The following is an 11,987-nucleotide window of genomic DNA, read 5'->3' as shown; positions in this document are numbered from 1 at the left end:
CGAAAGGCACCACATCATGACAATGACAGATCCGGTCGCAGACATGCTGACCAGACTGCGCAACGCGAACTCGGCGCACCACGACACCGTGTCGATGCCGCACTCGAAGCTCAAGTCGCACATCGCCGGCATCCTCAAGGCCGAAGGCTACATCGCCGACTGGGAGGTGACCGACGCCAAGGTCGGCCAGACCCTGACGCTCAGCCTCAAGTTCGGTCCCAACCGCGAGCGTTCCATCGCCGGCATCAAGCGCGTCTCCAAGCCCGGACTCCGGGTCTACGCGAAGTCGACCGAGATCCCCACGGTTCTCGGTGGCCTCGGCGTCGCGATCCTGTCCACCTCCTCGGGTCTGCTGACAGACCGTCAGGCGAGCAAGAAGGGCGTGGGTGGGGAAGTCCTCGCCTACGTGTGGTAACCGACAATGTCACGAATCGGACGTCTTCCCATCGACATCCCCGCCGGCGTCACTGTGACGATCGACGGCCAGGCCGTCGCCGTCAAGGGCCCCAAGGGTGAGCTCGCGCTCACCATCGCGGCGCCCATCGCGGCCACGATCGAGGAGAACCAGGTTCTCGTCACCCGCCCGGACGACGAGCGCGCTTCGCGTTCGCTGCACGGCCTGACGCGCACCCTCATCGCGAACCAGATCATCGGCGTCACCACGGGCTACACCAAGAGCCTCGAGGTCGTCGGTACCGGTTACCGCGTCGCAGCCAAGGGCTCGGGCGTCGAGTTCGCCCTCGGCTACTCCCACCCCATCTCGGTCGAACCGCCTGCGGGCATCACGTTCACCGTCGAGGGCAACAACAAGCTCACGGTCAACGGCATCGACAAGCAGGCCGTCGGTGAGGTTGCCGCCAACATTCGCAAGCTGCGCAAGCCCGAGCCCTACAAGGGCAAGGGTGTGCGCTACGCCGGCGAGGTCGTTCGCCGCAAGGCCGGAAAGAGTGGTAAGTAGACCATGGCTACTGGAACCAGAGGAAAGTCGAAGTCCGCTGCCCGCGATCGCCGGCACTCGCGTCTTCGCAAGAAGGTCGAAGGCACCCCGGCGCGTCCGCGCCTGGTCGTCACCCGCTCGGCCCGTCACGTCTTCGTGCAGGTCGTCGACGACAGCAAGGGTTTCACCCTCGCGTCGGCGTCGACCCTCGAGGCCGACCTGCGCACCTTCGACGGTGACAAGTCCGCCAAGGCCAAGAAGGTCGGTGAGCTGGTCGCCGAGCGCGCCAAGCTGGCCGGCATCGAGGCCGTCGTGTTCGACCGCGGTGGAAACCGCTACGCCGGTCGCGTCGCGGCCGTCGCCGATGGAGCACGAGAGGGTGGTCTGAGCCTGTGAGCACCGAAACCAACAAGGAGCAGGACGTGGCAGCAGTTGCCCAGGCTCCGGTCGAGACTGCGGCCTCGACGGAGTCGACCCAGAACGAGCCCCGCGAGGCCCGCCGTGGCGGTCGCGAGCGCAACCCCAACCGCGGTGACCGCGGCGGTCGCGACTCGGACAAGAGCAACTTCCTCGAGCGCGTCGTCACCATCAACCGCGTCTCCAAGGTCGTGAAGGGTGGTCGTCGCTTCAGCTTCACCGCTCTCGTGGTCGTCGGCGACGGCAACGGTCTGGTGGGCGTCGGCTACGGCAAGGCCCGCGAGGTGCCGACCGCGATCTCCAAGGGCGTCGAGGAGGCGAAGAAGAACTTCTTCCGCGTCCCCCGCGTCGGCAACACGATCCCCCACCCGGTTCAGGGTGAGGCGGCCGCCGGTGTGGTGCTCCTGCGCCCCGCCGCCGCCGGTACCGGTGTTATCGCCGGTGGCCCGGTGCGCGCCGTCCTCGAGTGCGCCGGCATCCACGACATCCTCTCGAAGTCGCTCGGCTCGTCGAACACGATCAACATCGTGCACGCGACCGTCGAGGCACTGCAGCAGCTCGAAGAGCCGCGCGCCGTCGCCGCCCGTCGTGGCCTCGACTTCGAAGACGTCGCCCCGGCCCGCCTGGTGCGTGCCGAGGCCGACGCCCTCGCAGCGAAGGCAGGTGCATGATGGCCACGAGCCTGAAGGTGACCCAGATCAAGTCCAAGATCAGCGAGAAGCAGAACCAGCGTGACACGCTGCGCAGCCTCGGACTGAAGCGCATCGGCGACGTCGTCGTGCGCGAAGACAACGCCCAGAACCGTGGGTACGTGCGCACCGTCGCACACCTGGTGAAGGTCGAGGAGATTGACTAATGGCTGAAGAAGAAGCCAAGGAGACCGCGAAGGCGGCTCCGAAGAAGGCTGCGGCCTCCAAGGCCGCCGCTCCCAAGGCGGATGCTGCGGAGAAGGCTCCCAAGGCTGCTGCCGCCAAGGCTCCGGCCAAGGCTGCTGCTCCCAAGAAGGCTGCCGCCCCCAAGGCCGACGCCGCTGCTGCTGACGCGAAGGCTCCGGCCGCCGCGAAGGCTCCGGCCGCTGCCAAGGCTCCGGCTGCCAAGAAGGCCGACGCCGAGGCCGCTGCTCCCCGCGAGCAGGTGCTGAAGGTGCACCACCTCCGTCCCGCTCCGGGTGCCAAGAAGGCGCGTACCCGCGTCGGCCGCGGTGAGGGCTCGAAGGGTAAGACCGCCGGCCGTGGCACCAAGGGCACGAAGGCCCGCTACCAGGTGCGCGTCGGCTTCGAGGGTGGGCAGATGCCGCTGCACATGCGCACCCCGAAGCTGCGCGGCTTCAAGAACCCGTTCCGCGTCGAGTACCAGGTCGTGAACCTGGACAAGCTCGCCGACCTCTACCCCGCCGGAGGCGATGTCACCATCGCCGATCTGGTGGCCAAGGGTGCCGTTCGCAAGAACGAGAAGGTCAAGGTTCTCGGCGATGGCGACATCGCCGTGAAGCTGAACGTCGCGGTCGACAAGGTCTCCGGCTCCGCTGAGCAGAAGATCGTCGCCGCAGGTGGTTCCGTCAAGTAAGAGCACTACCGTCGACCGGTGACCCTACTCCGCGCTTCGAATATGCGACATCTGAATGATGTAGCCTATCGAGGTCACGATTCGGGTCACCGGTCGTCTTGGCATTGAGCCACATCAACGCAGGAGGCCCTTTTTGTTCAAAGCCGTCGCGCGGATCTTCCGGACTCCGGATCTCCGCAGAAAGATTGGCTTCACGCTCGGCATCGTCGCGCTGTTCCGTCTGGGATCCTTCATCCCTGCTCCCTTCGTGGACTTCGGCAACGTGCAGACCTGTCTGGCCGCCAACCAGGGCACCTCGGGCCTCTACGAGCTCGTCAACCTCTTCAGCGGCGGAGCGCTCCTGCAGCTCTCCATCTTCGCCCTGGGGATCATGCCGTACATCACGGCCTCGATCATCGTGCAGCTGCTGCGCGTGGTCATCCCGCACTTCGAGACCCTCTACAAAGAGGGCCAGTCGGGCCAGAGCAAGCTCACGCAGTACACCCGCTACCTGACCATCGCGCTGGCGATCCTGCAGTCCACGACGCTGATCACGGTGGCCCGCAGCGGCGCCCTGTTCGGCACCTCCACGGTCGCCGAGTGCGGCCAGCTCATCACCAACGACGCGTGGTACGCCATCCTGCTCATGGTCATCACCATGACGGCGGGCACCGGCGTCATCATGTGGTTCGGTGAGATGATCACCGAGCGCGGCATCGGCAACGGCATGTCGCTGCTGATCTTCACCTCGATCGCCGCCCGCTTCCCCGCGTCGCTGTGGCTGATCGCCCAGACCAAGAGCTTCGAGATCTTCCTGCTGGTGATCGCCGTGGGCATCCTGGTGATGGCCCTAGTGGTGTTCGTCGAGCTCTCGCAGAGACGAATCCCGGTGCAGTACGCCAAGCGCGTGGTCGGGCGTCGAACCTACGGGGGCAACAACACCTACATCCCGATCAAGGTCAACATGGCCGGCGTGGTGCCCGTCATCTTCGCCTCGTCCCTGTTGTACCTGCCGGCGCTGATCGCGCAGTTCAACCAACCGGCGGCGGGCCAGGAAGCGGCCCCCTGGGTTACCTGGATCAACAACTACCTCGTGCGCGGCGACCACCCGCTCTACATGGCGCTGTACTTCTTGCTCATCGTGGGCTTCACCTACTTCTACGTCGCGATCACCTTCAACCCCGAAGAGGTCGCCGACAACATGAAGAAGTTCGGCGGCTTCATCCCGGGCATCCGGGCCGGCCGCCCCACGGCGGAGTACCTCGACTACGTGCTGACCCGCATCACCCTGCCAGGGTCGATCTATCTCGGTTTGATCGCCCTGCTGCCGCTGATAGCCCTTGTAGCGGTCGGGGCCAACCAGAACTTCCCGTTCGGCGGCGCCTCGATCCTGATCATCGTGGGCGTCGGGCTCGAGACGGTGAAGCAGATCGACTCGCAGCTGCAGCAGCGGCACTATGAGGGACTTCTGCGATGACCGCCGAGGGAGGGGCGCCGCAGGTGAACGCTGCCCTGCGCCTTCTGCTCATCGGCCCTCCCGGTGCCGGCAAGGGCACCCAGGCGGCACGGCTGTCGGAGGCGTACAGCATCCCGGCCATCTCGACGGGAGACATCTTTCGCGAGAACGTGAAGAACGGCACCGAACTCGGGGTCAAGGCCAAGGAGTACATGGATGCCGGGCAGTACGTGCCCGACAGCGTCACCAACGACCTCGTGCGTGACCGTCTCAACCAGGACGACGTGGTCGACGGATTCCTGCTCGACGGCTACCCGCGCACGCTGCAGCAGGTGGAGGAGCTCGACGACATCCTCGGGGTGGGCGACTCCACTCTCGACGCCGTGGTGGTGCTGACCGCCGACACCGACGAGGTCGTCACGCGGCTGCTCAAGCGCTCCGCGGAGCAGGGCCGGAGCGACGACACCGAAGAGGTCATCCGCAAGCGCCTCGACGTGTACGCCGAGCAGACCGCTCCGCTGATCGAGGTCTACGCGGGCCGGGGGCTCGTGGTGGAGGTCGACGGTCTCGGCGCGATCGACGAGGTCACCGGCCGGATCATCGCGGCGCTCGCCAGCCGGTGACAGGCCGGAACGTGCGGATCGGCGCCCGATGATCGGCCGCAACAAGGGCATCTACAAGACGCCGGCCGAGCTGCGGCTGATGGTGGAGCCGGGACGGGTGACCGCTGCCTCGCTCGCGGCCGTTCGCGCGGCCATCCGGCCGGGGATCACGACTCTCGAGCTGAACGACATCGCCGAGCAGGCGATCCGCTCGCGCGGAGGCGTCTCGAACTTCCAGATGGTTCCCGGATACGCGCACACCGTGTGCACCTCGGTGAACGACGACATCGTGCACGGCATCCCGAGCGGGCGGACGCTCGAACCCGGTGACATCGTCTCGATCGACAGCGGCGCCGACGTGGGCGGCTGGAACGGCGACTCGGCGATCACCATCGTGCTCGACGACCCGGCACGCCCCGACGTGGTGGCCGCGCGCCGGCTGCTCTCCGACGTGACCGAGCAGTCGCTCTGGCACGGCATCGCCCGGCTCGCGACCGCCCGCCATCTCAACGAGGTGGGGGAGGCGATCGAGGAGTTCGTCGAGGAGCATCCGTCGGTGGCGCAGGGCGCGACGTACGGCATCCTCACCGACTACATCGGGCACGGGATCGGCCGCAGCATGCACGAGGCGCCCCCGGTGTTCAACTACCGGGTGCGGCAGCGCGGGCCCGAGGTGAAGCCGGGCCTCGTGGTGGCCATCGAGCCGATGATCACGGCCGGCACCACCGACACCTACGTGCGCGAAGACGAGTGGACCGTGGCATCCGCCGACGGCAGCATGTCGAGCCACTGGGAGCACTCGGTGGCCGTGCACGAAGACGGCATCTGGGTGCTGACCGCCGAAGACGGCGGCGCTTCCGGCCTTGCGCCGCTCGGCATCACGCCCGTTCCGATTCCTTAGCCGCCCGGCGTGCTCAGGTGTCCATCACGTGCACGAGCTCGTCGATGAAGGATGCGAAGTCGGTGCCCCGGCGTACGATCCGCTGCACGTCGTCGCGGTCGGAGAAGACCTCCACGAGCTGATCGAAGACCGTCTGGAAGGCCTTACGGCCGCTGGCGCTGAACGCGATCAGCGCGATCACGTTCACGCGGTTCTCGCCCCAGGTCATCGCGCTCTCGTTCAGCACGATCGCGATCGCCGTGCGTGACGCGCTCATGGCCATGGCGTGCGGGACGGCGATGGTGTCGGTGAAGGCCGTCGACGACATCCGCTCGCGTTCGATCGCACCCTCGACGTAGGCCTGATCGATGACGCCGAGCTGCACCATGGCGTCGCCCAGGGAACGGATCATCGCCGCCTCGGTGGGCGCCTGCAGCTCGCGGAAGAACAGGCGCTCGTCGAAGTACTGCAGGAGCTCGTCTTTGATCTCCATGCGTCGCCGGTGCCGGCGCACGGCACTGATGGTGCGGCGGATCGCCTCGACGTCGCCCTCGGTGAGGAAGGGCTGGATGACGACGACGTTGTCGCGCGCGGTCGGCACCGAGATCGTCGTGACCACGATGTCGGAGGACAGCGCCGCCCAGTCGACGTCGGCGCGCGTGATCACCACGTCGATCTGCAGCTCCGAGCCGAGCTCGGCCTCGAGCTTCTTGCGCAGCATCACGTGCATGTCGTAGTAGTTCGGGCACACGATGGCGCAGGTGACCCGCTCTTCACGCAGGTTCTGCCGTTCGAGGTACGAGCCCACGTGCAGGGCGATGTAGGCGATCTCGTCGTCGTTGATGACGATGTTCTCGCGGCGCTGGATCTGGCTCGCGATGAACACGGCCAGCTCGTAGATCATCGGGAACGACCCCTTTATCGAGCGGGTCATGGGGTTGCGCGAGTAGGAGTTCTCCTGCGCCCGTGCCACCAGGTTGCGGATGTGCAGGCTGAGCCGCACGATGAAGTCCTCGTCGTCGAGGTCGACCAGGTATTCGTCGCTGGCCAGCCGCACGATCCGGCGCATCGCGGCGAGATCGTCGTCGTCGAGGTAGTTGAGCGCCACGCTCTCGGTCGACTCGTCGTGACCCGGGGTGAGTACGCGGGTGGTGAGCAGCACCGAGAGATAGGCGAGTTCGCGAGCGCTGAGCGTGGCGTGGAAGTGCGAGCGGATGAGGCCGTCGAGCTGGGCGGAGATGTCGCGCACCACATCGGTGACGGGGCGGTCGTCGGCCGGCTCGATCGAGAGCTGCTTGCCCACCCGGTCGACGGCGATGGCGATGTGCAGCAGCACGTTGTTGATGGAGTACTCGTTGACGAAGTAGCCGTTGCCGTCGAGCATCTCGAGCAGGTCGGACTTGAAGGCCGAGAGGTTCTCGGACGAGAACTCGCGCTGGATGTTCTCCAGGTCGAGGAAGCCCTGCGCGCTCTCGTCTCGGAACAGGCGGCTGAGCAACCGCCGCCGGTTGAGTTCGCTGCCGGCCAGCGTCACCAGGCTGCCTCGCCGGGCCAGGGCGAGGCCGGCCTCGTCGATCAGCAGCTTCGCCTTGCGGAGGTCGGCCTCGACCGTCGACTCGCTGACGAACAGTTCGGCGGCCAGTTCGTACACGTCGAGGCCGTCGGGGGAGTCGCCGAGTCGCCGGATGATGAAGTGCACCCGCTCGCGCGGGCTGCCCGGCTCGGAGTCGCGCGAGCGCCGCTCGGTGACGAACGACGCATAGGCATCGCGGTTCAGACGGTAGCCGCTGGTGGACGAGGCGATCACGTCGAGCGGCTTGGCGGCCGTCTTGACGCTGGTGACATAGCTGCGGACGCTGCGCGTGGTGACGCCGAGGCGATCCGCGAGCTGACCGGCCGTCATCCATTCGTCGGATTCGGCCAGGTACTCCAGCAACCGTTCGTACTTCTCGCTCATCACCCGTCATCCCTGGCGTCGACGGTTCCGACGCTGTTGCGGATCAAGCGTACCCGGCCAGGCCGAGCGCGCGGCATCCTGGGAAATCAACGGCGGGACAGGGATTCCTAGTCGGCATTCAGAAAGGCTTCCGGGGGTGAGGAAGCAATCCTGCTGGAAGCGGGTGCGCCCGTAGCTGAGGATGATCACGATCGAACAGGACGCGAGGAGGCGTGCGTGTGGATACGGTGCTGATCGTCTGCGGTGCAGGAGCATCCAGTACCTTCCTCGCGTTGCGGTTGCGCAAGGCCCTGCGGGCCCGCGACCTGGAGCTGGTCGTCGAAGCGGCTGCGCAGCCGGATCTCGACGAGCGGCTCGAGACGACGAGCATCCTGTTGGTCGGCCCCCACCTGGACACGCAGTTCGATGAGCTGAACGCGCGTGCCGTACGGGTGGGTGCGCGCGCCGCCCTGCTGCCGGACACCGTGTTCGGACCGGAGGGAGCGGAAGCCGCGGCCGACCTCGTGTCGGAGCTGCTCGCAGAATCGCGCGGATCGAGAACATCGCTCAAGGCAGAGCCGATCAGAGGAGAGTGACCGAGATGGCCGAACGTACCGTCGAAATGGCGTCCAAGCACGGGCTGCACGCCCGCCCCGCGAGCCTGTTCACGCAGGCCGTGGCGAAGTCGGGTCTGCCGGTGCAGATCTCGAAGGACGGCGGTGCCGCGGTGAACGCCGCCAGCATCCTGGGCGTGATCTCGCTCGGCATCGAGCACGGCGACACCGTCAGCCTCACGTCCGAGGCACCCTCGGCCGACGCTCTGCTCGACGAGCTCGTCGCACTGCTCGGCTCCGACCTGGACGCCGCCTGATGGGCGCCGAGGTGACGACCCAGCTGCACGGCACCGGCATCGGCCGCGGCGTGGCCGTGGGCCCCGTGCTCCGGATGCCCGACCCGCTGCCCGAGCCCGACGACACCGCCAGCACCCTCACCCCCGACGCCGAGAAGGAACGCGCCCGCGCCTCCCTCGCGGCCACTGCGGCCATCATCCGTCATCGCGGCGAGCGGGCCGGCGGTTCGGCCAAGGACGTGCTCGAGGCTCAGGCCTTCATGGCGGAGGACCCGACGCTGATCGACGACGTGGGCGTGCGGATCGACACCGGCAAGACCGCCGAGCGTGCCGTGTTCGAAGCCTTCGCCGCCTTCCGCGATCTGCTGCTGAGCATGGGCGGCTACATGGGAGAGCGCGCCACCGACCTCGACGACGTCTCGCAGCGGGTCGTCGCGCACCTTCGCGGCGTACCGGCTCCCGGCGTGCCCGACCCCGACCATCCCTTCGTGCTGGTCGCCCGTGACCTCGCCCCCGCCGACACCGCGCTGCTCGACCTCGACAAGGTGCTCGCGCTGGTGACCAGTGACGGCGGGCCCACCTCGCACACTGCCATCCTGGCCCGCGAGAAGTCGATCGTGGCGATCGTCGGCGTGGCCAACGCGCTCGCGCTGAGCGACGGCACCGAGGTGATCGTGGATGCTGCCGGCAGCACCGTGACCGTGTCGCCGAGCGCGGAGGAGCGTTCCGGTGCGCACGAGCGCGCCGAGCAGCTGAAGAACGCGCGCAACTCCGCCACCGGGCCCGGCGCTCTCGCCGACGGCACCCCCGTGCCGCTGCTGGCGAACCTCGGCTCGGCCGACGGCGCCGAAGACGCGATCGCCAAGGGCGCCGAGGGCGTCGGCCTCTTCCGCACCGAGTTCCTCTTTCTCGACTCCACCAGCGCTCCCACCGTCGAGGAGCAGAAGGCGCAGTACGTGCGTCTGCTGCAGGCGTTCAGCGGCAAGAAGGTCGTCGTGCGTGCTCTGGATGCCGGGGCGGACAAGCCGCTCAGCTTCCTGAACGACGCCGCCGAGGAGAACCCCGCACTCGGCCTGCGCGGCCTTCGGGCCCTGCGGGCGAACGAGCCGATCCTGCGCGACCAGCTCGCCGCCCTCGCGGCGGCCGACGCCGAGACCGATGCCGAGGTGTGGGTGATGGCCCCGATGGTCTCGACCGTGGAGGAGACCCGCTACTTCACCGCCCTCGCCCGCGAGGTGGGGCTGAAGACCGCCGGCGTCATGGTGGAGGTGCCCTCGTCGGCGCTGCTGGCCGACCGCATCCTCGCCGATGCCGACTTCGCGTCGATCGGCACCAACGACCTCACCCAGTACACCCTCGCGGCCGACCGGCTGCTGGGCTCGGTGGCGTCGTTCCAAGACCCGTGGCACCCCGCGGTGCTGAAGCTCGTGGGCGAGGTCGGCAAGGCCGGCCAGGCTCTCGGCAAGCCCGTCGGCATCTGCGGCGAGGCCGCAGCAGACCCGCTGCTGGCCGTCGTGCTCGTCGGCCTCGGCGCAACCACCCTCTCGATGTCACCGTCGGCCCTGGCCGACGTGCGCGCCGAGCTGGCCCGCTTCACGCTCGACGAGGCGAAGCACTTCGCTGAGCTCGCGCTGTCGGCGAACAGCGCCGTCGAAGCGCGCGGCGCCGTCACCACGGCCGCCGCGGCCGGCTGACACACCCCCAACCCCCAGCACCACCCGACCATCACAGAAAACGGAGAAGCCGTCATGACAACGACGTCAGAAACCAAGGCCGCCGGAGGTGGTGCACGCGTCCGCGTGCAGCGCTTCGGCACCTTCCTCAGCGGCATGGTCATGCCGAACATCCCGGCGTTCATCGCCTGGGGCCTGATCACAAGCCTCTTCATCGCCACCGGCTGGCTGCCGAACGGCATCCTCGGCGGCTTCGGCAACGCCGACATCATCGGCTGGCAGGGCGCAGCGACCTCGCTGGCGCAGGCGGACGACGGCACGACCTTCCCGCAGTACGTGGGGCTGGTCGGCCCGATGATCACCTACCTGCTGCCGCTGCTGATCGCGAACACCGGTGGCCGTATGGTCTACGGCGCACGCGGTGGCGTCGTCGGCACGATCGCCACCATGGGTGTGATCGTCGGCGCCTCGGTGCCGATGTTCATCGGCGCCATGATCATGGGCCCGCTCGCCGCGTGGCTGATGAAGAAGATCGACAGCATCTGGGCCGGCAAGATCCGGGCCGGTTTCGAGATGCTCGTCGACAACTTCTCGGCCGGCATCCTCGGCTTCATCCTGGCGGTCGCCGGATTCTTCGGGATCGCCCCGGTGATCGAGGGACTCTCCAAGGCTCTCGAGGGCGCCGTCAACTGGCTCGTCACCCTGGGGCTGTTGCCGTTGGCCTCGATCCTGGTGGAGCCCGGCAAGGTGCTGTTCCTGAACAACGCCATCAACCACGGTGTGTTCACCCCGCTGGGCGTGCAGCAGGTGGCGGAACAGGGCAAGTCGATCCTGTTCCTGATCGAGGCGAACCCCGGCCCGGGCCTCGGCATCCTGCTCGCGTTCGCGATCTTCGGAATCGGGCTGGCCCGTGCCAGCGCTCCCGGTGCGATCATCATCCAGTTCTTCGGCGGCATCCACGAGATCTACTTCCCCTACGTGCTGTCCAAGCCCCTGACGATCCTGGCGGCCATCGCCGGTGGTGCCGTGGGTGTGGCCACCAACGTGCTGTTCAACTCGGGTCTGCGTGCACCGGCCTCGCCCGGCAGCATCATCGCCGTGCTGATCCAGACGGCGCCCGACAGCTACGTGGGAGTTCTGCTCTCCGTGCTCCTGGCCGCGACGACCTCGTTCCTCGTCTGCTCCGTCATCCTGCGGGCCAGCCGTACGCGCGACCTCGCCCGTGGCGAGACGGGTGACCTCTCGAGTGCGATCGCACAGACGACGGCCAACAAGGGCAAGGAGAGCTCGGTGCTCGGCACGCTCGGATCGCAGGGCGTTCCCGCCGGCGACGCCGAGACCGTGGCCGAGGAGACCTCGCTGCTGACCGACACCCGTCCGATCAAGAACATCGTGTTCGCCTGCGACGCCGGAATGGGATCCAGTGCCATGGGTGCGTCGGTGCTGCGGAATAAGATCAAGAAGGCCGGCATCGAAGGCGTCACGGTGGTCAACAAGTCCATCGCGAACCTCGAGGACGATGTCGATCTCGTGATCACGCAGCGCGAGCTGACGCCGCGTGCCCAGGAGCGCACCCCCAGCGCCGAGCACGTGTCGGTCGACAACTTCATGAACAGCCCCCGCTACGAAGAAGTCGTCGAGAAGCTGAAGGAACAGCACGCCGCCGAGTAGGCGCCATCGTCGGACCAACT

Annotated in this window: 14 protein-coding genes; 13 read left to right on the top strand and 1 reads right to left on the bottom strand. The window is 67.5% G+C overall.

Going from position 1 to position 11,987, the window contains the following annotated elements:
* The first annotated feature begins 16 nt into the window (after nucleotides 1–16).
* The 9 genes from rpsH to map all read left to right on the top strand — a co-directional run bounded on the left by rpsH (nucleotide 17) and on the right by map (nucleotide 5,858).
* Complete coding sequence (gene rpsH / locus Q0D75_RS18465; protein ID WP_291056893.1) at nucleotides 17–415, top strand: 30S ribosomal protein S8; 399 nt, start codon at nucleotides 17–19, stop codon at nucleotides 413–415.
* A gap of 6 nt (nucleotides 416–421) precedes the next feature.
* Nucleotides 422–958 (top strand): 50S ribosomal protein L6, encoded by a 537-nt coding sequence (gene rplF, locus Q0D75_RS18460; RefSeq protein WP_291056891.1) that lies wholly within the window; start codon nucleotides 422–424, stop codon nucleotides 956–958.
* 3 nt (nucleotides 959–961) lie between these two features.
* Nucleotides 962–1,333 (top strand): 50S ribosomal protein L18, encoded by a 372-nt coding sequence (rplR, locus tag Q0D75_RS18455; RefSeq protein ID WP_291056889.1) that lies wholly within the window; start codon nucleotides 962–964, stop codon nucleotides 1,331–1,333.
* Complete coding sequence (rpsE, locus tag Q0D75_RS18450; RefSeq protein ID WP_291056887.1) at nucleotides 1,330–2,025, top strand: 30S ribosomal protein S5; 696 nt, start codon at nucleotides 1,330–1,332, stop codon at nucleotides 2,023–2,025. Before rplR ends, rpsE begins: the two co-directional genes overlap by 4 nt.
* On the top strand, nucleotides 2,025–2,210 hold the full coding sequence (gene rpmD, locus Q0D75_RS18445) for a 50S ribosomal protein L30 (protein WP_022897975.1): 186 nt from the start codon (nucleotides 2,025–2,027) through the stop codon (nucleotides 2,208–2,210). Before rpsE ends, rpmD begins: the two co-directional genes overlap by 1 nt.
* A complete protein-coding gene (gene rplO / locus Q0D75_RS18440; RefSeq protein WP_291056885.1) occupies nucleotides 2,210–2,920 on the top strand; it encodes a 50S ribosomal protein L15 in 711 nt (236 codons plus the stop codon). The genes rpmD and rplO overlap by 1 nt, the downstream gene beginning before the upstream one ends.
* Nucleotides 2,921–3,053: 133 nt before the next feature.
* Nucleotides 3,054–4,376 (top strand): preprotein translocase subunit SecY, encoded by a 1,323-nt coding sequence (secY, locus tag Q0D75_RS18435; protein ID WP_291056883.1) that lies wholly within the window; start codon nucleotides 3,054–3,056, stop codon nucleotides 4,374–4,376.
* Entirely contained in the window at nucleotides 4,373–4,978 is a 606-nt protein-coding gene (locus Q0D75_RS18430) for an adenylate kinase (RefSeq protein WP_291056881.1), read from the top strand. Before secY ends, Q0D75_RS18430 begins: the two co-directional genes overlap by 4 nt.
* Before the next feature lie 28 nt (nucleotides 4,979–5,006).
* Complete coding sequence (gene map, locus Q0D75_RS18425) at nucleotides 5,007–5,858, top strand: type I methionyl aminopeptidase (protein ID WP_291056879.1); 852 nt, start codon at nucleotides 5,007–5,009, stop codon at nucleotides 5,856–5,858.
* A gap of 13 nt (nucleotides 5,859–5,871) precedes the next feature.
* Here map and Q0D75_RS18420 read toward each other — a convergent pair whose 3' ends face one another.
* Complete coding sequence (locus Q0D75_RS18420; protein WP_291056877.1) at nucleotides 5,872–7,794, bottom strand: PRD domain-containing protein; 1,923 nt, start codon at nucleotides 7,792–7,794, stop codon at nucleotides 5,872–5,874.
* 218 nt (nucleotides 7,795–8,012) lie between these two features.
* Here Q0D75_RS18420 and Q0D75_RS18415 point away from each other — a divergent pair, with 218 nt between their 5' ends.
* The 4 genes from Q0D75_RS18415 to Q0D75_RS18400 are packed head-to-tail and all read left to right on the top strand — an operon-like array spanning nucleotide 8,013 to nucleotide 11,967.
* Nucleotides 8,013–8,369, top strand: a complete 357-nt coding sequence (locus Q0D75_RS18415; RefSeq protein ID WP_291056875.1) for a PTS sugar transporter subunit IIABC — start codon at nucleotides 8,013–8,015, stop codon at nucleotides 8,367–8,369.
* Nucleotides 8,370–8,374: 5 nt separating this feature from the next.
* Nucleotides 8,375–8,644, top strand: coding sequence for an HPr family phosphocarrier protein (locus Q0D75_RS18410; RefSeq protein WP_291056873.1), 270 nt, complete (start codon nucleotides 8,375–8,377; stop codon nucleotides 8,642–8,644).
* Nucleotides 8,644–10,317 carry a phosphoenolpyruvate--protein phosphotransferase gene (gene ptsP, locus Q0D75_RS18405; RefSeq protein WP_291056871.1) on the top strand — a complete coding sequence of 558 codons (1,674 nt, stop codon included), beginning with the start codon at nucleotides 8,644–8,646 and terminating at the stop codon, nucleotides 10,315–10,317. The genes Q0D75_RS18410 and ptsP overlap by 1 nt, the downstream gene beginning before the upstream one ends.
* A 54-nt stretch (nucleotides 10,318–10,371) precedes the next feature.
* Nucleotides 10,372–11,967, top strand: coding sequence for a PTS mannitol transporter subunit IICB (locus Q0D75_RS18400; RefSeq protein ID WP_291056869.1), 1,596 nt, complete (start codon nucleotides 10,372–10,374; stop codon nucleotides 11,965–11,967).
* The last annotated feature ends 20 nt before the right edge of the window (nucleotides 11,968–11,987 follow it).

Source organism: Herbiconiux sp., from assembly GCF_023264855.1.
Lineage (GTDB): Bacteria > Actinomycetota > Actinomycetes > Actinomycetales > Microbacteriaceae > Herbiconiux.
The sequence above is the reverse complement of the archived record's forward strand: the minus strand, read 5'-3'. Positions and strand labels throughout refer to the sequence as shown.